Source organism: Sphingomonas sp. CFBP 13706, assembly GCF_014842355.1.
GTDB lineage: Bacteria > Pseudomonadota > Alphaproteobacteria > Sphingomonadales > Sphingomonadaceae > Sphingomonas > Sphingomonas aerolata.
On sequence record NZ_JACYVM010000011.1, the window covers coordinates 1 to 26,131 of the forward strand.

Annotated in this window: 26 protein-coding genes; 8 read left to right on the forward strand and 18 right to left on the reverse strand. The window is 64.8% G+C overall.

All coding sequences use genetic code 11. The annotated features are described in order from the left end of the window. Positions 1-347 precede the first annotated feature (347 nt). Positions 348-1,010: a DUF4893 domain-containing protein gene (locus IFS44_RS16540; RefSeq protein ID WP_342366457.1), complete on the forward strand. Its 663-nt coding sequence runs from the start codon at positions 348-350 to the stop codon at positions 1,008-1,010. 39 nt (positions 1,011-1,049) lie between these two features. On the opposite strand, the gene IFS44_RS16545 is transcribed toward IFS44_RS16540, so the two are convergent. Then, positions 1,050-1,541: a hypothetical protein gene (locus IFS44_RS16545; RefSeq protein ID WP_206757859.1), complete on the reverse strand. Its 492-nt coding sequence runs from the start codon at positions 1,539-1,541 to the stop codon at positions 1,050-1,052. A gap of 152 nt (positions 1,542-1,693) precedes the next feature. Between IFS44_RS16545 and uvrA the strand changes: the two genes are divergently transcribed. After that, the gene (uvrA, locus tag IFS44_RS16550; protein WP_192099290.1) at positions 1,694-4,588 is read left to right on the forward strand and encodes an excinuclease ABC subunit UvrA; all 2,895 of its coding nucleotides are present in this window, start codon (positions 1,694-1,696) and stop codon (positions 4,586-4,588) included. A gap of 220 nt (positions 4,589-4,808) precedes the next feature. Here the strand turns inward: uvrA and IFS44_RS16555 are convergent, their stop codons facing one another. From IFS44_RS16555 to IFS44_RS16565, 3 genes are all read right to left on the reverse strand, one after another. Beyond that, the gene (locus IFS44_RS16555; protein WP_192099291.1) at positions 4,809-5,705 is read right to left on the reverse strand and encodes a DUF3037 domain-containing protein; all 897 of its coding nucleotides are present in this window, start codon (positions 5,703-5,705) and stop codon (positions 4,809-4,811) included. Next, on the reverse strand, positions 5,689-6,513 hold the full coding sequence (locus IFS44_RS16560; RefSeq protein ID WP_192099292.1) for a HipA family kinase: 825 nt from the start codon (positions 6,511-6,513) through the stop codon (positions 5,689-5,691). The genes IFS44_RS16555 and IFS44_RS16560 overlap by 17 nt, the downstream gene beginning before the upstream one ends. 203 nt (positions 6,514-6,716) lie before the next feature. Next, on the reverse strand, positions 6,717-6,821 hold the full coding sequence (locus IFS44_RS16565; protein WP_192099293.1) for a BrnA antitoxin family protein: 105 nt from the start codon (positions 6,819-6,821) through the stop codon (positions 6,717-6,719). Positions 6,822-7,024: 203 nt separating this feature from the next. Between IFS44_RS16565 and IFS44_RS16570 the strand changes: the two genes are divergently transcribed. The 5 genes from IFS44_RS16570 (at position 7,025) to IFS44_RS16590 (ending at position 10,387) form a co-directional block, all read left to right on the forward strand. Then, positions 7,025-8,656 (forward strand): hypothetical protein, encoded by a 1,632-nt coding sequence (locus IFS44_RS16570; RefSeq protein ID WP_192099294.1) that lies wholly within the window; start codon positions 7,025-7,027, stop codon positions 8,654-8,656. 27 nt (positions 8,657-8,683) lie between these two features. Beyond that, on the forward strand, positions 8,684-8,968 hold the full coding sequence (locus IFS44_RS22635) for a hypothetical protein (RefSeq protein WP_192099295.1): 285 nt from the start codon (positions 8,684-8,686) through the stop codon (positions 8,966-8,968). A 25-nt stretch (positions 8,969-8,993) separates the two neighbouring features. Beyond that, entirely contained in the window at positions 8,994-9,437 is a 444-nt protein-coding gene (locus IFS44_RS16580) for a DUF3597 domain-containing protein (RefSeq protein WP_107045542.1), read from the forward strand. 74 nt (positions 9,438-9,511) lie between these two features. After that, positions 9,512-9,925 (forward strand): glycine zipper 2TM domain-containing protein, encoded by a 414-nt coding sequence (locus tag IFS44_RS16585; RefSeq protein ID WP_192003563.1) that lies wholly within the window; start codon positions 9,512-9,514, stop codon positions 9,923-9,925. A gap of 249 nt (positions 9,926-10,174) precedes the next feature. Beyond that, positions 10,175-10,387, forward strand: coding sequence for a cold-shock protein (locus IFS44_RS16590; RefSeq protein WP_031394996.1), 213 nt, complete (start codon positions 10,175-10,177; stop codon positions 10,385-10,387). A gap of 310 nt (positions 10,388-10,697) precedes the next feature. Here IFS44_RS16590 and IFS44_RS16600 read toward each other — a convergent pair whose 3' ends face one another. The 14 genes from IFS44_RS16600 to IFS44_RS16665 all read right to left on the reverse strand — a co-directional run bounded on the left by IFS44_RS16600 (position 10,698) and on the right by IFS44_RS16665 (position 24,883). Next, positions 10,698-11,633 carry a cell wall hydrolase gene (locus IFS44_RS16600; RefSeq protein ID WP_342366458.1) on the reverse strand — a complete coding sequence of 312 codons (936 nt, stop codon included), beginning with the start codon at positions 11,631-11,633 and terminating at the stop codon, positions 10,698-10,700. 167 nt (positions 11,634-11,800) lie between these two features. Beyond that, on the reverse strand, positions 11,801-14,638 hold the full coding sequence (locus tag IFS44_RS16605; RefSeq protein WP_192099297.1) for a M16 family metallopeptidase: 2,838 nt from the start codon (positions 14,636-14,638) through the stop codon (positions 11,801-11,803). 8 nt (positions 14,639-14,646) lie between these two features. Continuing rightward, entirely contained in the window at positions 14,647-14,862 is a 216-nt protein-coding gene (locus tag IFS44_RS16610; RefSeq protein ID WP_197975095.1) for a hypothetical protein, read from the reverse strand. A gap of 9 nt (positions 14,863-14,871) precedes the next feature. Further along, positions 14,872-16,005 (reverse strand): tRNA guanosine(34) transglycosylase Tgt, encoded by a 1,134-nt coding sequence (gene tgt / locus IFS44_RS16615; RefSeq protein ID WP_342366459.1) that lies wholly within the window; start codon positions 16,003-16,005, stop codon positions 14,872-14,874. Positions 16,006-16,016: 11 nt separating this feature from the next. Then, positions 16,017-16,370 (reverse strand): EF-hand domain-containing protein, encoded by a 354-nt coding sequence (locus IFS44_RS16620; RefSeq protein WP_244650384.1) that lies wholly within the window; start codon positions 16,368-16,370, stop codon positions 16,017-16,019. A 97-nt stretch (positions 16,371-16,467) separates the two neighbouring features. After that, positions 16,468-17,523, reverse strand: coding sequence for a tRNA preQ1(34) S-adenosylmethionine ribosyltransferase-isomerase QueA (queA, locus tag IFS44_RS16625; protein WP_056405220.1), 1,056 nt, complete (start codon positions 17,521-17,523; stop codon positions 16,468-16,470). A 7-nt stretch (positions 17,524-17,530) separates the two neighbouring features. Next, a complete protein-coding gene (locus IFS44_RS16630) occupies positions 17,531-18,253 on the reverse strand; it encodes a peptidylprolyl isomerase (RefSeq protein ID WP_192099299.1) in 723 nt (240 codons plus the stop codon). Positions 18,254-18,369: 116 nt separating this feature from the next. Further along, positions 18,370-18,891, reverse strand: coding sequence for a pantetheine-phosphate adenylyltransferase (gene coaD / locus IFS44_RS16635; RefSeq protein ID WP_056405224.1), 522 nt, complete (start codon positions 18,889-18,891; stop codon positions 18,370-18,372). Positions 18,892-18,912: 21 nt separating this feature from the next. Next, positions 18,913-19,812 carry a polyprenyl synthetase family protein gene (locus IFS44_RS16640; protein WP_031394987.1) on the reverse strand — a complete coding sequence of 300 codons (900 nt, stop codon included), beginning with the start codon at positions 19,810-19,812 and terminating at the stop codon, positions 18,913-18,915. Positions 19,813-19,819: 7 nt separating this feature from the next. Further along, positions 19,820-20,059, reverse strand: a complete 240-nt coding sequence (locus IFS44_RS16645) for an exodeoxyribonuclease VII small subunit (protein WP_031394986.1) — start codon at positions 20,057-20,059, stop codon at positions 19,820-19,822. A 96-nt stretch (positions 20,060-20,155) separates the two neighbouring features. Beyond that, positions 20,156-20,353, reverse strand: coding sequence for a hypothetical protein (locus IFS44_RS16650; RefSeq protein WP_166746869.1), 198 nt, complete (start codon positions 20,351-20,353; stop codon positions 20,156-20,158). A 75-nt stretch (positions 20,354-20,428) separates the two neighbouring features. Continuing rightward, positions 20,429-22,087: a GGDEF domain-containing protein gene (locus IFS44_RS16655; RefSeq protein WP_192099344.1), complete on the reverse strand. Its 1,659-nt coding sequence runs from the start codon at positions 22,085-22,087 to the stop codon at positions 20,429-20,431. Between the two features lie 139 nt (positions 22,088-22,226). Beyond that, positions 22,227-24,545: an ATP-dependent Clp protease ATP-binding subunit ClpA gene (gene clpA, locus IFS44_RS16660; RefSeq protein ID WP_031394983.1), complete on the reverse strand. Its 2,319-nt coding sequence runs from the start codon at positions 24,543-24,545 to the stop codon at positions 22,227-22,229. Between the two features lie 143 nt (positions 24,546-24,688). Next, entirely contained in the window at positions 24,689-24,883 is a 195-nt protein-coding gene (locus IFS44_RS16665; protein WP_031394982.1) for a DUF1192 domain-containing protein, read from the reverse strand. 118 nt (positions 24,884-25,001) lie between these two features. Between IFS44_RS16665 and IFS44_RS16670 the strand changes: the two genes are divergently transcribed. After that, complete coding sequence (locus IFS44_RS16670) at positions 25,002-25,982, forward strand: NAD(P)H-quinone oxidoreductase (RefSeq protein WP_056680804.1); 981 nt, start codon at positions 25,002-25,004, stop codon at positions 25,980-25,982. Positions 25,983-26,131 lie beyond the last annotated feature (149 nt).

The window sequence follows — 26,131 nt, forward strand, 5'->3', positions numbered from 1 at the left end:
GGAATGACGGGAAGGGGAGGCGCCACAAAATCGCTCCCGCACCCGCCACAACCCGCCCCCCCTCCCGTCATCCCGGCGAAAGCCGGGACCCAGAGCCCCAAGTGCACGCGCCCGCGGCCCTGAGTCCCGGTTCGGGCCGAAATGACGACAGGCAGGGGGTTGCCTCGCCCCCTGCCGACCTTCACCAACCGCTCATCCGCACCTCACCGCATCCATCCCTCACCTCGGGTCGAAACTGAGCCAGATCAGTGCAGTTGTTAGCAATCCGTTTACCAGCCCGGCATAGCCATCCGTCTCCACGCCGCGGCGACGCCACCGTCGCGACCGGCCGTGCAAGGAGTCTGCCCGTGCGTGCGTTGATGATCTTGGCGATAGGAACGGCCTGTCTCGCCGGTTGCGCGACGCAGCCCCAGGGCGGCAGCGCGGGCAAGGCCCCGGCCGTGGCGGCGGACCCCGCACCGGCCGCCCCAAACTGGACGACGATCGCAACGCCCGACGACCGCGCCCGGCTCGCAGCGCTCGGCGACAGCTGGACGCGCGCGCGCGCCGCGGTGCCCAGACGGCTGGCGGGCCGGATCGCGGCCGAGGGTGCGCTGCTCGACCCCGCCGCTGCGCTCGACCTGCCCGCGCTCTCGCCCGGTTCCTATCGCTGCCGGCTGGTCCGGCTCGGCGGGCGGGCGGGCTATGCGAGCTTCGCGCCCGATTTCTGCTATGTCGACGGCGACGGCGCGGGGCTCTCCTTCACCAAGCAGACCGGCACGACGCTGCCCGGCGGCTGGCTGCACCCCGACACCGACCGGCGGCAGGTGTTCCTCGGCACCGTCCGCACCGCGCCCGCGCAGGTCGCGCCGCCCTATGGCACCAACCCGGCGCGCGACGTCGCGGGCGTCGTCGAACGCGTCGGCCCGCTGCGCTGGCGCCTCGTGATGACGCGCGCGGGGCAGGGCGCGATCCTGGATCTCTACGAGCTGGTCCCGGTGCCGCCCGCGACGCCCGCGACGCCGCGCTGAGCGTAGAACCCTCCCCCTTGCGGGGGAGGATCGGAAGCATCAGCCCTTTGGCGGCTTGGCGAAGTTCGCCGCAAACCGCTCCAGGCCCGATGCGAACGAGTCGATCACCTTGGCGAATTCGGGCGGCAGCGCAGCAGCGTCGCTCCTGGGCGGTTCCGGCGTCTCGCCCGCGAACGGCCCGCTGCCCGCCGTCGACGCGCCCGGAGCCTCCGGCGAAGCCTCGGCCGAGGATTCTGGCGGCCTGGGCGGCTTGGGTGGCTCGGGCGGTGCAGGTGGCGGCGTCGCGCCTCGCATATCCTTCGCCGTGATCGCGGTCGCCGCCATCATCAGCCCGGCCGCGATGACCTGGCGTCCCGCGGGCGTGCCCATCTGCCGCGTCAGCGCTGCCGCGATCCCCGCGAACGGCGCCGCGCCGCCATGCTTGCCCGCCTTGGCGGACCAGCGCGCCTCGAACCCCTCGCCTTTCGTCGCGCCCGTCTCGGCCTCGCGCTCGCGCGCCTCGCGTTCGCGACGCTCCTTCTTCTTGCCCATCTCGGTCTCCAGCACTGTATTGTACTAACAATACACTATGTAACTATCGTCGGCACCTTGGACAATGGTTCGGCGTTACCCATCTTTGCGAGCACCCGCCCGGCGCCCTCCCGGGCTTGTCGCGTCCGAACAAATGTGGAACAGACTCTCCTATGCTGACCAAGATTTCCGTACGCGGCGCGCGTGAACACAACCTCAAGGACGTCGATATCGACATCCCCCGCGACACGCTGACGGTGATCACCGGGCTGTCCGGCTCGGGCAAGTCGAGCCTCGCGTTCGACACCATCTATGCCGAGGGGCAGCGCCGCTACGTCGAGAGCCTCAGCGCCTATGCGCGCCAGTTCCTCGAACTGATGCAGAAGCCCGATGTCGACCATATCGAGGGCCTCAGCCCCGCCATCTCGATCGAGCAGAAGACGACGTCGCGCAACCCGCGCTCGACCGTCGCGACCGTCACCGAGATCTACGATTACATGCGCCTGCTCTGGGCGCGCGTCGGCATCCCCTATTCCCCCGCGACCGGCGAGCCGATCGCCGCGCAGACCGTCAGCCAGATGGTCGACCGCGTCATGGCGCTCCCCGAGGGCACGCGCCTCTACCTGCTCGCCCCCGTCGTCCGCGGCCGCAAGGGCGAGTATCGCAAGGAACTCGCCGAGTGGCAGAAGGCGGGCTTCACCCGCGTCCGCATCGACGGCACGATCCACGACATCGACGAGGCGCCTGCGCTCGACAAGAAGTACAAGCACGACATCGAGGTCGTCGTCGACCGCCTCGTCGTCGGCGGCGAGATCGCCACGCGCCTCGCGGAATCGTTCGAAACCGCGCTGAAGCTCGCGGAAGGCCTCGCCTATGTCGACCCTGCCGACCCGGTCGAGCCGCACACCCCAAAGTCCGAAATCCTCGGCAGCAACGCCCCCGACGGCCGCATCGTCTTCAGCGAGAAGTTCGCCTGCCCGGTCAGCGGCTTCACCATCTCCGAGATCGAGCCGCGCCTCTTCTCGTTCAACGCCCCGCAAGGCGCGTGCCCGGCCTGTGACGGCCTCGGCGAGAAACTGCTGTTCGACGAGGATCTCGTCGTCCCCAACCACATGCTCAGCATCAAGAAGGGCGCGGTCGTCCCCTGGGCGAAATCCAACCCGCCCTCGCCCTATTACATGCAGGTCCTCGGCAGCCTCGCGCGCGAGTACAAGTTCGACATCGAGACCCCCTGGGGCGAGCTCCCCGAGGAGGTCCAGCGCGTCATCCTGCACGGCTCGAAGGGCAAGCCCGTCACGCTCACCTTCATCGACGGCAAGAAGAAATACGACGTCTCCAAGCCGTTCGAAGGCGTCATTGGCAACCTCAACCGCCGCCTGCTCCAGACCGAGAGCGCGTGGATGCGCGAGGAGCTGAACAAATACCAGTCCGCCGCCCCGTGCGAGGTCTGCGCCGGCGCGCGCCTGAAACCCGAGGCGCTCGCGGTCAAGATCGCGATGAAGGACATCAGCTACGCGACCCACCTCTCGGTCGTCGACGCGCTCCAGTTCTTCACCGACATGCCGCAGCATCTGGGTGACCAGCAGAACGCGATCGCCGAACGCATCCTGAAGGAAATCGTCGAGCGCCTCGGCTTCCTCAACAATGTCGGGCTCGACTATCTCAACCTCGATCGCACGAGCGGAACGCTAAGCGGCGGCGAGAGCCAGCGCATCCGCCTCGCGTCGCAGATCGGCAGCGGCCTGTCGGGCGTGCTCTACGTCCTCGACGAGCCCAGCATCGGCCTGCACCAACGCGACAACGACATGCTGCTCAAGACGCTGCGCCGCCTGCGCGATCTCGGCAACACCGTGCTCGTCGTCGAGCATGACGAGGACGCGATCCGCACCGCCGATTACATCATCGACATGGGCCCCGGCGCAGGCGTCCGCGGCGGCCAGGTCGTCGCGCAGGGCACGCTGAAACAGATCCTGAAGTCGAAGACCAGCATCACCGCCGACTATCTCAACGGCACGCGCGAAGTGCCGGTCCCCGCCACGCGGCGCAAGGGCAACGGCAAGAAGCTCACCGTCCACAACGCCACCGCGAACAACCTGACGGGCGTCACCGCCAGCATCCCGCTCGGCACCTTCACCTGCGTCACCGGCGTCTCGGGGTCGGGCAAGTCGAGCTTCACGATCGACACGCTCTACGCCGCCGCCGCACGCGAGCTCAACGGCGCGCGCATCGTCCAGGGCAAGCACGACAAGATCACCGGCCTGCAATATCTCGACAAGGTCATCGACATCGACCAGTCGCCGATCGGCCGCACCCCGCGCAGCAACCCCGCCACCTATACCGGCAGCTTCACGCAGATCCGCGACTGGTTCGCGGGCCTCCCCGAAGCCCAGGCGCGCGGCTACAAGCCCGGCCGGTTCAGCTTCAACGTCAAGGGCGGCCGCTGCGAGGCGTGCCAGGGCGACGGCGTGCTCAAGATCGAGATGCACTTCCTCCCCGACGTCTATGTGCAGTGCGACGTCTGCCACGGCGCGCGCTACAATCGCGAGACGCTCGAGGTGAAGTTCAAGGGCCACAGCATCGCCGACGTGCTCGACATGACCGTCGAGGACGCCGCCGAGTTCTTCAAGGCGGTCCCCCCGATCCGCGACAAGATGGCGATGCTGGTCGAGGTCGGTCTCGGCTACGTCAAGGTCGGCCAGCAGGCGACGACGCTCTCGGGCGGCGAGGCGCAGCGCGTCAAGCTCGCCAAGGAACTCTCGCGCCGCGCGACCGGCAACACGCTCTACATCCTCGACGAGCCCACCACCGGCCTGCATTTCGAGGACGTCCGCAAACTCCTCGAAGTCCTCCACGCGCTGGTCGAGCAGGGCAACACCGTCGTCGTGATCGAGCATAATCTCGACGTCATCAAGACCGCCGACTGGGTCCTCGACCTGGGCCCGGAGGGCGGCGTCAAGGGCGGCGAGATCGTCGCCGAAGGCACGCCGGAAAAGGTCGCCAAGGCCAAGGGCAGCTTCACGGGCAAGTATCTGGCGCCGTTGCTGGAGAAGAAGGTGGTGGCGGCCTGACCCAGACGCCCTCTCCCCGCCGGGGAGAGGGCTGGGGAGAGGGGCGCAAGGGAAGGCTCGCCACGCCTGCCAACCGACCGATCAGGATCGCGGAACGCCAACCGCGCCAATTGCCGCGTTAGCGACGTTTCCAACCGAAGAAGGTGGCGAAGGGCGAGGGCAGCTTCACAGGGAAGTATCTGACGCCGTTGCAGGAGAAGCGGTCAGAAGAAGAAAGTGGCTAAGCCATTTTTAGTCGTGCGCCGTCGCCTTGCTCCAAGCGACGTCGCCGATCTGCTGCAGTTTCTCTTGGGATGGCAAGTTTGCTCAATGAGTAAATCAAGCTTATCTGGTCTGCAGAGCTTGCCCAGTTATAAAGCTGAGCCCCTTGGTGTTCGGCAGCTTCGAGGCATGTCTTGGCGGCTGTCTCGACTGTCGGCATCGCGCTATAAACTAGGCGAGTTTTGGTACCATTTGCCCCAAAATTAATTCTCGCCTGCTCGAGGACAAGCGCTGACACAGCAATATCCGAGACAGCCTTTCTTGCAGTAGCGTCGTCAGATGATACATCGACGGTCTCCACGATATGCATTACGCCGTTCTTTAGCGCAAGATCAGCCGTCAGCCCCTCTGCCAGCGAATAGTTAGAAACTATTCGATGAGAGCGGATATCCTCGTCACCTTTTGCCAGAACTCGTTGCGAGCGTAATAATTTCTTCAAATCGGTCAGAAGGCGAGATTTTTTGGAGCGAAATGTCCTTGATGCCGGTTCGGGATCAACAATACTTCGAAAAATCGCTGCTACGCGATCTTCATACTCACTTAGCGAGTTGCTCTGAAACGTTCCGAGCTCGGATAGCTGAATGGGACCAAGGTTGCCGATGGCGCGGACACGCGCTTCAGGATCGTCAATCCCAGCGGTACGAATTTCGGTGTCGCGATCGTCGATCGCCTTAGCGAGTTCTCGTATCGCAGATTGATCAAGCGCGCCGGAGATAGCACGTATCTTGCCCAGCGTTGCAGGCAGGCGAACGTCGACGCCGTCTTCCCGGAAGATAGCTAGGCCGACATTGATGCGTTCGTCTCGAACCCCTCCAGGTGCGAGGCGAACGATCGAAAAGTTAAACGATCGACCCACTCTCTAGCCCCCGACGTAACGCGGCGACCCTAGCCTTCCAGCGCCCCTCACGGCAATACGCAAGTAGCGCTTCTTGTAGTTCGATGGGCAGCCAGTGTGACGGCATCTGCGACACGATCGGTGCTAGCTGTATCTCGCCGATCATGCTGAGCCGGTCGAGTACCAGTCGGGCGGCACCTAAATCAAAGCCGTGTCTCTCGCGCAATTCTATCCACGTCTTTCCGGTTTCCTCACCGGGAGAAGGAAAGCCATCAAGTGGCCACTTCCAAAAAAGGGATCGTGCAAAGTCCATTGCAATCAATTGCCGCTCATCGCCGGCACCGAGTACGAGGAAATTCCGCATATGTCGGTCAACATTATTAATGAAAAGATCAAATGTATGTATGGCGGATAAGCGTTCCTGTAGGCCTGCGATCGGCTGTCCAATCTCATTCATGCTGTGAGTCTGCAGATATAGAAATGTATCAATCTCGGACGCGGCGCCAACAACTCCCTCAGAGCCAAACGCAATATCACCATTGAACGTCTGTATAAAATCGCACCGCGGCGTGCTGACGCCAACGAGATTCGCTAGCCGATAGCATAGCCATTCATTGGCACGAGCGTAACGTCCATCTTTATCCAACTTTAAATAATAATACCGCTTGTTGTCGGCTTGAACGTATTTGTAAATGTCTGCTGTTGCTCGTGTTGGCAATTCGATGAGGGTGGACCGAGGAAAGAGGGCTAACTGCTCGGCCGATATGCTCGGCGGTGGTCGTGTGAACACAACCGGTTGAGTCCAGCCTTTTGCGAGCACAACAGCCATAAGACCCAATCCCTTGGGGTTAACCATCTCCCTCATACCACATATTGTGATTTATGCGAGTCGAGATAACTGTTGAGTACGGAACAATCTAAGAACGTGATTTAGCACTTCCATCGCGCCAACGCGAGTTGCCAAAGTGTTCATGCGATCAACCGCGTCACCAAGCCGATCGAGATCCTCGCCATCCTCCACGCCCGCCAGCGTTACCCCTGAAGCCCCGCCGCCGCGCGCAACGCCGCATTGATCCGCCCCTGCCAGCCCGGCCCGCCCTCGCGAAACTTCGCCAGCACATCGGGATCGAGCCGCACCGTTCCCTACGGCCCGACCCTGCAACCCTGCGGCCGAGTCGCGCCGTCTCTGCCGACCGATCCGGCCCCCCACCGTCGCCCGGCCGCCGAATTGCACGAAACACCTCGCCCAATGGTACGGAATGACCGCCCCGGGGGGCTGTCCTACTACCCCCGTTTCAGCATATCTGATCGATCCTCTCCCCTCGGGATAGGATCAAACCGTGAACAAACGTTCCGACACGCCGCCCCGCGCACCGGCCTTCGCGACGGTCCCCGGCACCGACTATGCCGCGCTCTACGCGCCCGAGCCCATAAAGCCGCGAATCACCTCGACCGCCGACACCCCCAGATGGGGCGGCACGCCTGCGCGGCTGCGCGTGCAGCCCGGCCCCGCCGTTTCGGGCCCTGGTCTGGCGGTCCCGCGCGCGATCGCCCCCGGAGGCGGCGCCCCCGCGAGCTATCCCCGCACGGACGATCGCTACACGGCCGTCATGGCCTCGCCGCCCACCACCTTCGTCACCGGCGGCGCGGAGGAGGAGGACGACGACCCCCTCGACACGCCCGCCGCCGCGGCACCGCCCCGCGTGCCCGGCCACCCGGACACGCCCGGCAACCACCCCGACCCGCACCAGCCCGCGCGCGACGCGCCCGATCTCATGCCACCGGGCGCCGCCTGCGGCTCGCGCCGCCAGGACGGCTGGTCCGCCGCCAACCAGCGCCGCTTTCTCGAGGCGCTCGCCGAGGGGCACGGGGTCGATGTCGCCGCGCGCCGCGTCGGCCTGTCCGCCACCTCGGCCTATGCGTTCCGCCGCACCGCCAAGGGCGCGGTGTTCGCGCTCGGCTGGCGCGCCGCCGCGCTCGTCGCGCGCGATTCGATCGCCGAGACGCTGCTCGTCCGCGCGCTCGAGGGGACGGTCGACACGATCGTCCGCGGCGAGACGGTCATCACCCGCCACAAATATGACAACCGGCTCGGCCTCGCGCTGCTCGCCCGGCTCGATCGCCAGGCGGAGAGCGCGCCCGATGCCGATGCCAAGGCCGCGCGGCTCGTCGCGCAGGAATTCGACGCCTATCTCGATCTCGTCGGGCGCGATCAGGGCGCGGCGCGCGCGGGGCTGTTCCTCGCGCGGCGGACCGGCGGGGCAGGGGCAGGGGCAGGGTGTGCTGACGAACCCGCGGGCGGCGACGCGCATGATCTCGGGCCGATCTACGCGCTCGCCGCCGCCGACCGGCTCGTCCGCACCGGCGTCGCGACCGCGGCCGAGGTCGATATCGCCGATCTCGATCCCGCCGCGCGCGCCGGCTGGAGCGGCGAGCAATGGGCGCGCGCCGAGGCCGCCGGGATGGTCGCGTTCGCCCCGCCGCCACCCGCGGCCCCTCCCGCCGGGGACGACGAAACCGCTTTATCGTCTCAACATTCGCAACATTCGGCCGAGGGGGAGGACGACGACGACGATTATGACGACGACGATGACTATGCGGAGGCGGGGGACGTCGGGGGCGCGGTGCCCGGTTTCGACCCGCCGGTCTGGCGCTGCGCGGCGACCGGCGCATGGCGCACCCGCTTCCCGCCGCCTGCGGGGTTCGCGGGCGCGGTGGTCGGCGACTATGGCGACGACGACTATGCCCGCGCGCTCACGCCGGCCGAGGCGGAGTTGATGGACGCGGCGCAGGATCTGTCGCGCGCGTCGCTCGCGGCGTCGGAGCGGCAGGATCGCGACCGCTGGTTCGCGCGCGTCACGACGCGGATCGCCGCCCTGACGGTTCAGCTCGCCGCGTCGGCGGATCCCGGCGACGGTTCCGGTGCCGAACCCGGCCTCGATCCGGGAACAGGGTTGCACGCAAGCCGTTGAGGCTGCGCAACAACCAGGACATTCGTCATGCTAACCCCCGTGCGTCACCCGCACCGCAAGCCCAAGACCTTCGGTCGCACCGCGATCGCCGCGGGGGTCGCCGCGCTCGGCCTGGGCGGCGCGCTGCTCGCGGCCTGGCTGCGCCGCGCGCCCGCCAATCCGGCCGAGCATGCCGCCCCCGATCTCGCCCCCGCCCGCCCGCATCCCGGCCCCGCCGACCGCGCGCCGGAGGCCTTCCGCCCCGATCCCACCGCGGTCCCGACCAGGGCGGAATATGACTCGCTGCGTCCCGCGACGCTGCCAGTCACCTGATCCAAGTTTTTTTACGGAGAATTTCATGAGCATTTTCAGCAAGATCAAATCCGCCATCTTCGGCGAAAAGGGCCCGCTCGGCAGCGGCCATTTCGGCACCCCCAAGCCCGCCGCCCCGGCACCCGCTCCGGCCCCCGCCGCCATCGCCCCGAAACCCGCCCCCGCTGCTCCGGCGGCCCCCGCCCCACAGACCGCCCCCGCCGCCACCCAGCCGGTCGATGTCGAGGCGGTGCTCTCGGGCATGGCGTCGCGCAAGAATTCGGACCTCAACTGGCGCAGCTCGATCGTCGACCTGATGAAGCTGCTCGACCTCGACTCCAGCCTCGACAACCGCAAGGAACTCGCCACCGAGCTCGGCTATACCGGTGCCAAGGACGGCAGCGCGGAGATGAACATCTGGCTGCACAAGGCCGTGATGCGCGAACTGGCCAAGAATGGCGGCACCGTCCCCGCAGGTCTGCAGGACTGAGTGCATCGGCGCCGGCAACAAAGGCCGGCGCCGAGCATTGAGGTGATACCTACAACCCTCTGAAAGGACACGAAATGCGCGCTATGACGCTGGGCCTTATGGCCGCCTCCACCCTGATCGCCGGCTGCGTCGGCGGTGGCGGCGACCGCTACGGCGTCGACCCGCGCTATCGGTCCTACGACTATAACCGGCCCGACCCTGCCTATGGCAGCTACGACGCCGGCCGCTACTACCGCGACGACCGCCGCTACCGCGAACGCCGCCTGTCGAACAACGACCGCATCTACCGCGGCAATGACGGCCGCTATTATTGCCGCCGCAACGATGGGACGACCGGTCTGATCGTCGGCGGCGTGGCCGGCGGCGTGCTCGGTAACGTGATCGCACCGGGCGGTTCGGGCCTGCTCGGCACCGTGCTCGGCGCCGCCGGCGGCGCGCTCGCCGGACGTGCGGTCGATCGGAGCAACACCCCGGCACGCTGCCGCTAATAACCGGGGCTGGCGGCGTTCTGTTACGCCGCCGGCCTTGGTGCTGCGGGGGGACTTTCTGATGGTAATGGTCGTCTAAAAACACCGCCAGATTTGCAATTTCGGGTCGTCTGTCCCATATGGAGATTTGCTACAGTCGCATATCGACGGTTCTTGGCGCTTTGCGGCACCTTTCTCCTTCTTTCCCTGCTCCGCGGCATCGGGCGGTCCGAACCTCGGATTGCCCCATAACAAAGAAGGAGCCATCGCATGGCTATCACTGGCACCGTAAAGTTCTTCAACGCCGACAAGGGCTATGGCTTCATCGCTCCCGATGGCGGTGGCAACGACGCATTCGTGCACATCACCGCGGTTGAGCGCGCCGGCATGCCGACGCTGAACCAGAACCAGCGCGTCACCTACGAGCTCGAGCCCGACAAGCGCGGCAAGCAGTCGGCTGTGAACCTCCAGCCGGCCGACTGAGGCTGTCGGCGGATTTATCCGCCGATAACTGATTTCGGTTGCGGCGCGGCGGCCCTTATGGCCGCCGCGCCTACTTNGCTCGACAATGTCCGCGACCGCTGCCGCCGCGCCGAAAAGGCTTGGGACGACATGGCCAGCCGCGCCGAGCGCACGCAGACGTTGCGCGCCGCCCGCGAAGCCGCCCCCCCCGGTGGCGAGCGCATGGCGAACTCTACCATGATTCCCGCCGAATAAGATCGGCTCTGGACGGCCGCCGCTATCGGCGGCCGTTTCCATATCCAGCGTTTGGGCATGGCGACATGCCGCAACGTCAGCGCAACCCGCCGGTATCCTTCCACCGGTCGAGTATTTCCGGCGCGGGTGGTAATCGATCCGCCTCGGCAGGCGTCGATCCGATCCCCGCATTGGTTTGCACCGTAGCCGACATCACGACACCCGAATCCGAGGCGCCTCTGGCGCCATCCGCGATGTCTGGCCGCGCTGTGGTCGGAAGTGCTGCAAATGCCGCGCCGGTGGCCCTACCTGGCAGCGGCTCACGGCCGAGATAGTGCTGCTTAAAGGCCGCAGCGGTGCCCCAATAGCCTTTCCACCGGTGGAAGAAATGTGCGCCGACCACCGCCGTCATCACCAGACTGCGGCTCCAAGGCGGCGTGACGGCATAGGTATGATAATGCGTTGCCAGCCCGACCGGCGAATACACATAGCCTGCCAAAACCATCGCCGCATTCCGCTCGGCCCGGACCCACGCAAGGCTGGCCGGCGCGTGCGCGGTCGCGCCGTCACAGGCAAAGCTGAATTGACATGCAGTCGGTGCCCCGCCCGAATGGGGCCCCTGATAGACCACGCCGCAGACGCTTGCCGGGAAGGCGGGATGGCGGACACGATTGAGAATGACCTGAGCAACCGCGCGTTGCCCGGCATCGGGTTCGGATGCGGCCTCGTAATAGATCGCAGTCGTCAGGCAGAACAACGCCCGGGCCCGGTCCGCCGCGCTGGTCCCCGTCATTGAAAAGGGACGCGCTGCCACGACGCCGGGATCCCCTGTACGAATATCAACGGAACTGGGCACCTTGGGGAGGGCGGTCGTTCCCGTCACCCCGGGGACGGGAGCCCCAAAGTCCCCGGGAATGCTCTTGAGGGCATTGCTATGGGGCCCCTCGCCATCACCGCCGCGCAGAGGTGTCCCGGCATCCCTTGGCGCGTAGCGGAACGCCGCGTGCGCAAACAGCGCGGTCGACGCGATCACGCCGGATATGGCCACCGGCAACCATCGTCGTCTCGATGACCGGGAGGCCCAGCGCGTCGTGTTCAAAATCCCGCTATCCTTGCGCCACCGTCATCAAAGACGGCCAGCCATATCGCAGGAAACCCTACCGTTCCGCTACCGAATGCCCGCGGTCGTCCCGACGAGAGTCATTTAAGTGCGGCGGTATCGAGCTTTAACGCAGCCTCGGGGATCAGCTCGGCCTGTGGATAGGCCTGTCGAAGCGAGGGGGCGAACTGCTTGGCATCGCCGACGACCACGATACTGGCCTTTTTGGGATCGAGCAGCGCCGCGGCTGCGGTTTGGACCGACGCGGAATCAACTGCGCCAACCTTTGCCGTAAACTGCTGCAGTTCATCGACGCTGACGCCGTTCTGGACATAGGATCCCAGAATTCCCGCCACGCCGGACGTCGTCTCGATCCCGCGCCCGAAATTCCCGACAAGTACCGCCTTGCGTGTCTCCAGTTCGCCCGGGGACACGGGTGCCTTGCCCATGCCCGCCAGCTCCGCTGCGATCAGCGAGACGACTTCCGTTGCGGTAGGGTTCTTGGTCTGTGTCCGCGCGGCAACCGTTCCCTGTGTCTTCCCCGCGTCCAGCGTGCTGCCTGCGCCATAGGCCAGACCGCGCTTGATCCGGATTTCCTGGTTCAGCCGTGAAGAAAAGCCTCCGCCAAGTACGGTGTTCGCTACCGCCAGCGAATAATAGCGGGGGTCGGTGCGCGCGATCGCCGGCCGGGCGACGACGACGCCAGCCTGGCCCGCATCGGGCATGTCGACGACGATCACGCGAGGCGCCGGGTAATCGATCGGCATGCCGGGTGTCGTCGCCGCGCCGGTCTTCTTCCAAGGGCCGAATTGGGCGTCGGCCAGCGTCTTCGCCTGCGCCGCGGTGACGTCGCCGACCATGATGAGCGTAGCCTGATCGGGGCTGAAGCTGCGCGCATAGGCCGCGGTGATGTCGGCCCGGGTGATCGCCTTCAACGAGATCGGCGTTCCGCCGACCGGCGCGCCATAGGCAGACGTGCCTAGAACCGCCCGATCGGCGACCAGTGCGGCCAGCTGCGCCGGATTCTTGAGCGCGAGTGATACTGCGTCGACCTGCTGCGTCCGTGCCCGTTCGATTTCGTCGGGCGCGAATGCAGGGTGCATCGCCACGTCGGCGAGGATCGACAGCGCGGGGGCAAGCTGATCCGCCTTCACCGTGACGTCGACGGAGGCACCGTCGCTGCCTGCATCGCTGCCGATCGATCCGCCAAGGCCTTCGATCTCCCGTGCTATCTGCGTGGCCGTTCGCGTGCGCGTGCCTTTGGTCAGCAACTCGGCCGCCAAGCTGCTGACGCCTGCTTGATTGGCAGGATCGGTTGCCGCGCCGCCACCGGTAACGAGATAGGCGGTGACGATCGGCAGATCGTGCCGCTCTACGGTGATAAGCCGCATGCCATTGGCGAGCTGCGTCGAGATCGGCTGGGGCAGGGTCGGCGAAATCGGTGTACCGGGGGCGGGGGCAAGGACGCGCTGTCCTTCGGCGGCGGGGGTAACGATCTCGACGTTGGCGGGCGCCTTAAGATCGGCGACGTGGACGCTGGGAGCCACATCGATCGTCGCGACCCGCGTCGCGGCCGGCTTGGCATCGAGCGGAAGATACCGGATCGTCGCGGATTGCGCGTCAGCCAGATAGGTCCGTGCGACGCGCTGGATATCTGCGGCCGTGACCTGCGCAATGGCCGCGAGCTGGCGGTCTGCGGCGCGCGGATCACCATCCACGATCACCGATGACGCAAGGGTGCTCGCCTTTCCTTCGGCGGTTTCCCGGGCGATGATCGACGCTGTCAGAATTTCGTTCTTCGCCTCGGCCAGTTCGGCAGGCGTGACGGGGGCATCGCGCAGCCGTGCGATTTCTCGCTTGAGCGCGGCTTCACCCGCGTCGACGCTCTTGCCCCCGGCCATGATGGCGTAGACGACCAGATTGCCGGTCGACTGCTTGCTGTCGATCATGGCGTCGGCGGACTGCGCAAGTTGGTCGCGGTAGACGACGCTTTCGTAGAGCCGCGAGCTTTCGCCCTCCGACAATATCGCTTTCAGGAGACTGAGCGCAGGGATGTCGGCAGCGCGGTCCGCCGGGATATGATAGCTGATCAGCACCGCGGGGAGCGGCGTGTTGGGCTCGTAGACGGTACGCGTCACGGCTTGGGTACGGGCCGGCTCGGCGACCGTTACCCGAGGAATTTCCCCGCTCGGCTTCTTGATGGGGGCGAAGTAGGTGTCGATCCAGCGATCGAGCTGTGCCGGCTCGAAGTTGCCCGAGACGACCAGAACCGCATTGTCGGGTCGATAATAGGTTGCATGAAAGGCGCGGACGTCGTCGATGCCGGCGGCTTCGAGATTTTCCAGGCTGCCGATCGTACCACGTGCATAGGGATGTCGTGCATAGGCAAGCGCGGGATAATAGAGCGAGAACAGCTTGCCATAGGGCCGGGCAAGGGTGCTCTGGCGAAGCTCCTCCTTCACGACGTCGCGTTCAGACGCGAAGCTTTTAGGTTCGACCACAAGGCTCGCCATCCGGTCGGCCTCTGCAAACAGCAGACGCTGCAGGCGATTGGCCGGAACCACCTCGTAATAATTCGTATAGTCGTCGTTGGTCGAGGCATTGTTATACCCGCCAACATCTTCGGTCAGCCGGTCCATCTGTTCAGACACCAGATTGCGGGTCGATTTGAACATCAGATGTTCAAACATATGGGCAAAGCCGGACCGGCCCTTGGGATCGTCCTTGGACCCGACGTCATACCAGACCTGGACCGAAACGTTGGGTGCCGCCGTGTCCCGGATGGCGTAGACACGCAAACCGTTGGCCAGCACGCGTTCGGTGAAGGCGAGCGGTTTTACCGACACGTTCGATGTAGATTTGGGGGGGGCGGACTGCGCCACCACCGCTGCAGGACAACAGGCTGCACCAAGCAGCAAGGCGTAGCGGAGGAGGCGCATCTGTGTCCTTACTTCTGGGTACGCGAGCGGTTAAAAAGCACCGCGCCGGCGATGGCGGCAGATCCTATGCCGACGCCAAGCCCGATCTTTGCAAGCGGCCAGGTCTTCGCCTTCTCGACGGTCGCCTTTGCTGCGGCTTCGGCGTGAAGCTTTGCTTCCTTGGCTGCGGCGAGGATTTCGTTGGGGGTATCGTCGTCGGCAGCCGTTGTGATGGGGTCGGTCACGTCACTCTCCTAACTCGATTTCCGACCATACTCCGCTCGGAAATCATTTGCGAACTTCGTCAATGTACCGGCGGCGATCGCAGCGCGCAGATCTGTCATCAGCGTTTCGTAGAACCAGATATTGTGTTCGGTCATCAACATCGCGCCCAGCATCTCGCCCGCGCGGACGAGATGATGCAGATAGGCCCGGCTCCAGGTGGCGCAGACCGGGCAGGCACAGTCGGCCGCTAGCGGCGACTGGTCCTCGGCAAACCGGGCGTTGCGGATGTTGATCGGCCCCTTGCGCGTGAACGCCTGGCCGGTTCGCCCTGACCGGGTCGGCATGACGCAATCGAACATGTCGATTCCGCGCTCGACAGCGCCCACGATATCGTCAGGCTTGCCGACGCCCATCAGATAGCGGGGTTTGTCGGCGGGCAATTGTCCGGGGGCGAAATCCAGGCATCCGAACATCGCCTCCTGTCCTTCGCCGACCGCCAATCCGCCGACCGCATAGCCATCGAAGCCGATATCGATCAGCGCGTCCGCCGACGATTTGCGGAACGACTCATTCAGCGCGCCTTGCTGGATTCCGAAGATCGCGTTGTTCTCAGCATGGGCACCGCCTGCATCGAAGGCGTCGCGCGATCGCTTCGCCCAGCGCATCGATCGTTCCATGGCCGCGGCCTGAACTTCACGCGTCGAGGTCGTCGGGACAAGCTCGTCGAACGCCATGACGATGTTCGACCCCAATAATCGTTGGATCTCGATCGACCGTTCGGGGCTGAGCAGGTGGCGGGTGCCATCGAGATGCGATTTGAACGACACCCCTTCCTCGGACCGCTTGGTAAGATCCGCGAGGCTCATCACCTGATACCCACCCGAGTCGGTCAGGATCGGCTTCGACCAGCCCATGAAGCCGTGAAGCCCGCCCAGTCGCGCGACACGTTCCGCTCCGGGACGCAGCATGAGATGATAGGTGTTGCCGAGGATGATGTCGGCCCCCGCGGCCGCCACGTCGTCGGGCTTCATCGCCTTGACCGTCGCGGCAGTGCCGACCGGCATGAAGGCGGGGGTACGGATCACGCCGCGCTGCATCGCGATCTGGCCCGTGCGTGCTGCGCCATCGGTGGCAGAAATGGTGAAGTCGAAACGAGGGGACACGGGATGATCCATTAACGGCGCTTGCCGCGCGGTGGAGCGTTGGGGGCGAAGCTCCTGATCGTCAGCAGCTCCTCGCGCACGAGCACACCGTCCCGGTTGCGGTCGAAGCGGAGAAAGAACTGCGCAAATCGGGCCTGAAGCTCGGCAAGGGTGATCGCGTTATCGCCGTCGCGATCGACTTCGAAGGGACTGGGCAGGGCGTTGCGATCGCCAAGCCATTTCAGCGACCAGTCGGCATAGGCGATATAGCCGATCTTGCCCGTCGTGCTGCCCTCGGCGCCCGCAAAGCTCCGCGCGAGGCAGGTGTCGAGTTCGGGCCTGGTCACGCGCGCGTCGCGATCCGCATCGCAGGCGGCGACCAACATTGCGGCCGGTTCGGCAAAGATCGTTGCGGGCGGTTGCGCAACCCCAGCGGAAGGCACGACCTGCAAAGCCAGGATCAACGGGATCAACATGGGCCGGTCATGGCAGCAGCAGGCTGGCATCGCCATAGCTGTAGAAGCGATACTTGGCCGCAATTGCATGCGCATAGCCGGCCTGCATCCGCTCGCGTCCCATCAGCGCCGATACCAGCATGAACAACGTTGACCGCGGCAGGTGGAAATTGGTCATCAGGCCATCGATCCCCTTGAAGCGGTAGCCCGGCGTGATGAAGATCGCCGTGTCGCCCTCAAACGGTCGGATGACGCCGTCGTCACCGGTCGCGCTCTCGATCAGTCGCAGCGATGTCGTGCCGACCGCGATCACCCGGCCGCCGGCGGCGCGGACTGCATTCAGCTGGTCCGCCGTGGTCGCATCGATCCGGCCCCATTCGGCATGCATCTGGTGATCGTCGGTATCGTCCACCTTCATCGGCAGGAACGTGCCCGCACCGACGTGCAGCGTCAGCGTTGCCTTTGCGATGCCCGCAGCCTCGAGCGCAGCCATCACCGATGGGGTGAAGTGCAGCGCCGCGGTCGGGGCGGCAACCGCGCCGGGCTCGGCGGCGAACATCGTCTGGTAATCCTCGGCGTCGCGCGCGTCCGTCGGGCGCTTCGCGGCGATATAGGGAGGCAAGGGCATTCGCCCCGCACGATCGAGCAGCAGTTCGATCGGTTCGTCCCCTGCGAATTCGAGCGCGTAGCTGCCGTCGTCTGCCCGGTCGACCGCCCGGGCAACGACGCCGTTGCCGAAATCAATCGGATCGCCATCGCGCAGACGGCGCGCATTGCGAATGAAGGCGCGCCAACGCCGCGGCCCTTCGCGCTTGTGCAGCGTCGCCCCAATCTTCGCCCCGGACGAGAGCTGCCCGTCCTGCTCGATCCCAGCACGACGCCCTTCGAGCTGCGCCGGAATGACCCGCGTGTCGTTGAACACCAGCAGGTCGCCGCGACGCAGCTGTCCAGCCAGATCCGTGACGCGCAGGTCGCGTGTTGCATCCCCGTCTAAGACCAACAGCCGTGCGGCATCGCGCGGCGTTTCGGGCCGGAGTGCGATACGGTCGGTCGGCAGGTCGAAGTCGAAAAGGTCGACGTTCAACGGACTCTCACTTCTTCGCGGGGGCCTTCTTGGCAAGCTTGGGCTTTGCAACGACCGCCGGTGCTGGCCTCGACTTGCTGCTGCCGGTCCCCGGCAGGGTTACAGGCGCGCCCAGTGCCGGTGGCGGGGTAACGGGCGCGGCGACATAGGCCGGTGGGCTGTCCGCAGCGATATAGGCGTGCAGGATCCGCGAGGGGTTTGCCGGCGGCTCGCCGCGCTCAATGGCGTCGACATATTGCATGCCGTCGATCACCCGGCCGAACACGGTATATTTCTTGTCGAGGCTGAGGCGCGGCTGAAAGACGATGAAGAACTGGCTGTTCGCGCTGTCTTCCTTTTCCGAACGCGCCGCGGACACCGCGCCGCGAACGTGCGGCAGATAATTGAACTCGGCCTTCACGTCGGGCAGGGGTGAGCCACCGGTACCGTCACCCTTTGGATCGCCGCCCTGTGCCATGAACCCGTCGATCACCCGGTGAAACGCCAGGCCGTCGTAGAAATGCTGCCGGGTCAGGGTTTTGATACGCTCGACCATCAAAGGGGCGACATCGGGACGAAGCCAGATCGTGACCCGGCCCCCAGTCGACAGGTCAAGGAGCAGCAGGTTCTGCGTGTCCGTCGTCAACGGCGGGGTGGCGCGTCCGGCAACGGCGGGATCGATGATCTGGGCGTACGCAGGCGCCGCGACGAGGCACCCGAGGATCGCAAACATACCGGCGAAAAAGCGCATCAAATCCCTACTCGCATTGGCCATGAGGCCGGGGCCGACCTTGAAGCCCGCCGCTTAGAACAAATCCGTGCTTGCGCCAAACTGAACATCGTCCGCCGACTGGCGTCCCGCGCGCGTCAACTTCCCTTGCGGCCAATCTGATTGACGCGGGCAATGACCTCTTCGCTGACGGCAGGCGGCACGAATTTGGCTATGTCCCCGCCAAAGAGCGCGATTTCCTTGACCAGCTTGCTCGCAATCGGCTGCAGCGCGACATCCGCCATCAGGAACACCGTCTCGACCCGCGGATTGATCTGCTGGTTCATCCCTGCCATCTGATATTCATATTCAAAGTCGGCGACGGCACGCAGACCGCGGACGATGACCTTTGCCCCTTCGCGCTCGGCAAAATCCATCAACAGTGAATCGAACGCGACCACGTGGATCTCGCCGGCCACGCCTTCCACCTCACGCCTTACCATCGCCATGCGTTCCTCGATCGTGAACATCGGCGATTTGGAGGCGTTCGTCGTGACGCCGACGACCAGTCGGTCGACCAGCTTCGCGCCACGCCGGATGATGTCCATATGGCCCAGCGTGATCGGGTCGAACGTACCCGGGTAAACACCGACCCTTACGGTCTCGTGGCTTGCCGTCATGGTCGGTGTCTCCGGAAGAGGTCAGCGGTCGCGGTCAAGCACGAAGCGTGCGATCTCGCGGAGCAGATCGGCCTCACGGCCATAGCTGTGCAGATGTGCGATCGCCTGGTCGACAAGCATGCGGGCCTGTTCGCGCGCGCGATCCGCGCCGAGCAGCGACAGGAACGTCTCCTTGCCCGCACCGGCATCCTTGCGGAGGCGTTTGCCCGCCGCCGCCTCATCGCCTTCGGCGTCGAGCAGATCGTCGGCGATCTGAAAGGCGAGCCCCAGATCGTGCGCATAGCCGCGCAGGCCAACCCGGCCCTCGGGCGCAATCCTGCCAAGAATGGCGCCTGCTTCGACGGACGCCAAAATCAGCGCACCGGTCTTCATCTGTTGAAGCCGGGTGACAGTGTTCAGATCGAACCGGGCATTCTCCGCCTCGAGATCCATCATCTGGCCGCCGGCCATCCCGGTCGGGCCGGACGCCTTGGCAAGGTCGAGCACCAGATCGGCGCGCACGAACGGATCGGGGTGCGTTGACGGGTCGGCGAGGATCTCGAACGCCAGCGCGTGAAGGCAGTCACCTGCGAGGATCGCGCATGCTTCGCTGAACATCTTGTGGACGGTCGGCTTGCCACGACGCATGTCGTCGTCGTCCATGGCCGGGAGATCGTCATGGATCAGCGAATAGACATGGATCGCCTCGATGGCCGTGGCCACCCGCGCCGCACAAGCACGGTCGACCCCAAACAGGCTGGCGGTCGCGAAAACGAGCAATGGGCGTAGCCGCTTGCCGCCGCCGATCGCCGCGTGACGCATCGCGCGATACAGGTCCGCACGCGGATCTTCGGGGATCGCCAGAAGGACGTCGAACTGCGCGTCGATCTCTGCGGAAACCTCAGCGAGCGCTTCTGCCAGCGATTGTGGCAAGGTCGTCATGCGCGGCTCAACCTGCCGCAAAGGGGCGAACCCCAGCCGGCTTACCCTCGGCATCGAGCCGGATCGCTTCGATCCGCGCCTGCGCAGCATCGAGCCGATCGGCACAACGCTGGCGCAGCTTGTTGCCGCGTTCGTAAAGCTCGATCGCCTGCTGCAGCGGCGTATCACCACGCTCGAGCTGCCCCACGATCGTCTCCAGCTCTTTCAATGCCTCTTCGAATGAGAGGTCTTCGGTCGGCGTTTCCATGGGTGCTGCTATGGAGCAGGCGCGCGACGGGGGTCAAGGACGCGTCGACGGCGGAGACTATGCCGCGACCGGCACGCGCCGAGTTTGCCGCGAATTCTAGCGCAGCCGGTCGACAGTCCAGGTGTAAAGCACCGATATGCCGATCAGCCCCAGGTCGACTGCGGCCTGCATCCTGTGCGGCGCGGGGTCGGACGGGTCATGCGTGATGAGGCGGATATCCGCCGTCGGTCGCGGCATTACTGCGAGCGTCAGCACCAGCGCAGCGACAGCGAGGGCAGCCTTACGATTACGCATCGTCATTCTCCCGGGGGAAGCTGCATCCTGACGTCGTCAATCCGCTTTGACAAGTCGCGGCACCAGGCACCGCACTCAGGCGGCCGAGACGAGGCTGACCGCGCTTCGCGATCGATCGCGGCCCGCCGCCTTGGCCTCGAACAAGGCGCGGTCGGCGTCGCGGTAAAGCGTCTTCCAGTCGGCGTCGTGCAACAGGGGGCCGGTGCACGTACCGATGCTGGCGGTGACGGTGATATCATACGGCATCGACTGGCCGCGGACACGGTCGCGGATTGCGCAGGGCGAAACCGATGTCGAGGCATCGACGAGGATAGCAAACTCCTCGCCACCAATTCGGGCGATGAGCGTATCGGTTGGCAGTGCGCTGCGGAGCGCACGGGCGAAGGCACGCAACACCTCGTCGCCGCCATCATGACCGATCGTCTCGTTGACCCGCTTAAAATGGTCGATGTCGGCGATCAGCAGCGTCTGCTCGCCGGGGCGGCCAATCGCGCGTGCCAGGAAGGCGCGACGATTGAGCAGGCCGGTCAGCGGGTCAGTATCGGCAAGCAGGCGCGCCGCGATCTCCTGTTCCCGCGCAGCGTCGCGTTCGCGGCTCAGCAACAGGATGCGATAAGCAATCGCCGTGCTCGACAGAAGCGCCTCGATCGCCATCGCGATGACCGTCGAATTGTCGACCAGCAGGCTCGGCTCGACCATCCCGAAGCTGCTGGCGATGCGAAGCCCCGACATGACGATCGGTGCACCCCACGCAAGCGCAAACAACCACAGATAATTGCTGCGGACGCGCCACGCGCGCCACAGGATGATCGCCACAACCCCGATGAACCCCAGATATGCGATCGACATGCCGGTATCGAGGACATGGATCGCGCGGGGGGCGAGCATAACCCAGAGCCCCGCCATGCCGACCAGCCCGACCATCACCGCACTGCTGAGCGGCCTTACCCAGCCCGAGAATACGGCGCGTTCGAAAAAGCTGCGGGCGAAAAGGAGTGCTGTGCTGGCAGATGCGGCCAGGAACAATATGTTGAGCCGCTGGCGGTCGTTATTGTCAAGGCCCGTAAAGACTTGGCCCGCAGCACCTGATGACGTCGATACATAGGCCAGCAGGCACAGGACGAGGAGGCAGTAGACTGGCTGGAAAGCCTGGCGAAGCGCTCCCCATAGCGCCAGATTGTAGACGATCAGCGCGATCGCCATGCCGGCAAACGCGCCGTAAAGTGCGCCGCGCACGATCTCGGTCGTCGCCGCCTCGCCATGATCCGCCAGTACCGGCTGCAGGATGACGCCGCGAAGGTTCGTGGCGCCTTCGACATGCCACAGAAGACGCACCGGTGGCGCGTCATGGCGCGGCAGCGGTTGCGAGAGGACGGCGCCGAGGTTCAGGATCTCATGGGCGGTTTTTGGCGTGACGCCGACATGGCGAATCGCACCATCGGCATAGCGGACATAAAGCGTGATGCGCGTCATCCAGATGCTGCCGATACGTGCGCTGGTGCCGCGTAGCGGAGCCGCGGGAAGCGGCTGTGACAGGACCCAGAAATCACCCGGGCCGAACCGTCGCTGTGGGGTGGTGCAGTCGAATCGTTCCGGCGTCTTGAACAGGGCCGGCGCCGTCATGCCGGGTGCTGCGCGGACGAGACAAGTCGCCAGGGGGAAGGCGGTCGCGGCAGCGGGCTGTGCAGTCACCAAGCCGAGCGTCCACAGCAGCAAGACCATGACCCACCGCATATATGCCCGTATCCCCATGACATGCCTCGTAAAGCGCGTTCGGCAAAGAACGGTAAACGCGGCTGGCTATGGCATAAAAAAACCCGGCGGCAAGCGCTGCCGCCGGGTCTCGTAAACGCGGCTTGACGCCGTCTCGCTGCTACTTGGCAGAGACGGGTTCAGCCTTCCCCTTCTTCTTGGGCTTTTTCGGCGCCGCACTTTCAATCGCGAACGAAAGCGCACCATCCTTCATCTTCACCGTCACCTCGCCGCCGTGGACCAGTTTCCCGAACAGCAGCTCCTCGGCAAGTGGCTGCTTGATCTTTTCCTGGATCAAACGCCCCATCGGACGCGCTCCGTAGAGCTTGTCATAGCCCTTCTCGGTGAGCCACGCCTTCGACTCGTCATCGAGCTGGATATGGACGCCGCGGTCCGCCAGCTGAAGCTCGAGCTGGAGAATGAACTTGTCCACGACCCGGGCGACCACGGTCGTCGGCAGATAGCCGAACGGCACGATCGCATCGAGGCGATTGCGGAACTCCGGCGTGAACATCTTCTGCACCGCCTGTTCGTCCTCGCCTTCACGCGTAAGGTTGCCGAAGCCCACCGTCTCGCGCGCCATGTCGCTGGCCCCCGCATTGGTCGTCATGATCAGGATGACGTTGCGGAAATCGACCGACTTGCCGTGCTGGTCGGTAAGGCGCCCGTTGTCCATCACCTGCAACAGGATATTGAACAGATCTGGATGCGCCTTCTCGATCTCGTCAAGCAGCAGCACGCAATGCGGATTCTGGTCGACCGCATCGGTCAGCAACCCACCTTGGTCGAACCCGACATAGCCCGGGGGCGCACCGATCAGACGGCTGACCGAGTGCCGCTCCATATATTCGGACATGTCGAATCGCTGGAGCGGGATACCCAGGATCGAAGACAGCTGCTTAGCCACCTCCGTCTTGCCGACGCCGGTGGGGCCGGTGAACAGATAGTTGCCGATCGGCTTCTCTGGCTCGCGTAGACCCGCTCGCGCCAGCTTGATCGCCGAACTGAGCTTCTCGATCGCCGCATTCTGCCCGAACACCACGCGCTTCAGATCTGTCTCGAGTGTGGCGAGCGCGAGCTTGTCGTCGGTAGAAACCGATTTCGGCGGGATACGCGCCATGGTCGCGATGACCTGTTCGATCTCCTTGGGGGTGATCGTCTTCTTGCGCTTGTTCGGCGGCACCAGCATCTGCATCGCACCGACCTCGTCGATCACGTCGATCGCCTTGTCGGGCAGTTTGCGGTCGTTGATGTAGCGCGCGCTGAGCTCCACCGCCGACTTGATCGCGTCGGGGGTGTATTTGACGTTGTGGTGATCCTCGAACGCCGAGCGCAGGCCCGCCAGAATCTTGATCGTGTCCTCAATCGTCGGCTCGTTCACATCGATCTTCTGGAATCGCCGCAGCAGGGCGCGATCCTTCTCGAAATGATTGCGGAATTCCTTGTAGGTCGTCGAGCCGATGCAGCGGATCGTGCCGCCCGAGAGCGCCGGCTTGAGCAGGTTTGACGCATCCATCGCACCGCCGCTCGTCGCGCCTGCACCGATGACTGTGTGGATCTCGTCGATGAACAACACCGCGTCCGGCATCTTCTCCAACTCGTTGACGACTGCCTTCAGGCGTTCCTCGAAATCACCACGATACCGGGTGCCTGCCAGCAATGCGCCCATGTCGAGCGAATAGATCACCGCCGGCTTGAGCACATCGGGGACCTCGCCCTCGACGATCTTCCGGGCGAGACCTTCCGCGATCGCGGTTTTTCCGACGCCGGGATCGCCGACATAAAGCGGGTTGTTCTTCGACCGGCGGCACAGGATCTGGATCGTGCGATCCACCTCCGGCCCGCGCCCAATCAGGGGATCGACCTTCCCGTTCTTGGCTTTCTCGTTCAGGTCGACCGTGAATTGCTTGAGCGCGCTTTCCGTCTTGCCCTTCTCCTGTCCCTTGGTCGGCTTCTCGTCGTCGGCACCCTTGGGTGTCGACGCTTCAGTCGGCTGCTGTCCGCCCTTGCCGACGCCGTGGCTGATGAAGCTAACCGCATCGAGGCGGCTCATGTCCTGCTGCTGCAGAAAATAGACGGCATAGCTTTCCCGCTCGCTAAACAAGGCAACGAGCACGTTGGCACCCGTCACTTCGTCGCGGCCCGAAGACTGGACGTGGAGGATGGCGCGCTGGACGACGCGCTGGAAGCCGCTCGTCGGCGATGGATCGGTCGCGGCATCGACCTTGAGCGCATCGAGCTCGGTGTCGAGATAATGCGCGACCGTGGTTTTCAGCTCGCCCAGATCGACGTTGCAGGCGCCCATGACCTTCGATCCGTGCTCGTCGTCGATCAACGCCAGCAAGAGATGCTCGAGCGTCGCATATTCGTGGCGTCGGGACGATGCAGCCTCAAGTGCCTTGTGCAGGGTGGTCTCGAGGGCGGGTGCAAATGACGGCATTTACATTACTCCTGTCGGGCCACGCAGACGCAGGCCCTTTGCCACTATGTCGGAACGGTAATCGATCGCATCAAGCACTTGACCCCGCCGGCCTGCGTTCCTGCACCGTCCAAATACGGACCGCCGAGACGAGGTCGAGGACATCACCGTCTAAATAGGTCGTCGGCGCTTGCGCGGTGGCTGATCGCTCGATCTTTTTTCAACTGGCAGCGCGCAATCTCGCCTTGCAGCACGGTGATCCGCGCATCAAGCTCGGCGACCGAGAGCGAGTCGATGTCCTGACGCACGAGCGCATCAAGGAAATCGTCGGGACGAGAGGGGGCGTCATCCGGATCCATTGCGCCTGTAACGTTGACCCGCACCGGAGTGATGTCAATAAGGCACGGAAATCCAATGGGGCGTCTCGATCACATGACTGCAAAAACCGCGACTCCGCGTTACATCGTCCCTGACGTCATGAAGGCAATCGATCCCGAAGCCCCGGGAGGCCCCGAAGTGCTCGTCCTTGTGGAGCGCGCCGTGCCGCATCCCGGAGCCGGCGAGGTCCTCGTCAAGGTCGCGGCGGCGGGCGTCAATCGTCCCGAGGTGATGCAACGGCAGGGTAAATATCCGCCGCCGCCCGGTGCCCCGTCGATCTTGGGCATGGAAATTGCCGGGACGATCGTCGCGGTCGGTGACGGGGTCGGCGAGGAGCAGATCGGGCAGCGGATTTGTGCGCTGATCACCGGCGGTGCCTATGCCGAATATGCGGTTGCCCCGTTCGGCCAGTGCCTCTCCGTGCCCGAAGCGCTGACGATGGTCGAAGCCGCGGCGATGCCCGAGACGCTGTTCACGGTGTGGACCAACCTGTTCGAGCGTGCCTATGCGACTGAAGGTGATACGGTGCTCGTCCATGGCGGCACGAGCGGGATCGGCACGATGGCGATCGGCTTGTGTGCCATCTTCGGGATAGACATCATCGTCACCGCGGGCTCGAAGGCGAAATGCGAAGCCGCGCTCAGCCTCGGCGCGACGCACGCGATCGACTACAAGACCGAGGACTTCGTCGAACGGGTCAAGCAGATCACCGGCGGCAAGGGTGTTGCGGCAGTACTCGATATGGTGGGCGGCGACTATGTCGCGCGTAATCTGCAATGTCTGGCCGAAGACGGGCGGCACGTGTCGATCGCGGTTCAGGGTGGGGCGAATGCGACGGTGCCGCTGTTCGAGATCATGCGCCGTCGTCTGACCTTGACGGGATCGACGCTGCGCCCGCGTGATACCGCATTCAAGTCGCTCGTGGCCGACGAGCTGGCGCGAACGGTCTGGCCGCATGTCGAGGCTGGCAAGCTCAAGCCAGTGATCGATCGCGTTTTTGCCTTTGCCGACGCCCCGGCGGCGCATGCGCGGATGGAAGCGGGTGATCACGTCGGGAAAATCGTGCTGTCCATGACGTGACGCGGGCACGCCGAACCGGGCTGCCATCGAGCCGTCTCTGCTGCTCGTGACGAAGGCTGCACGTCGTCCGATGACTTAGAACAGTCACCGGACTGCGACTGCCATGTCATATTGCGCCGCTAGACAGGACCGCAAGGAACAGATTTGCG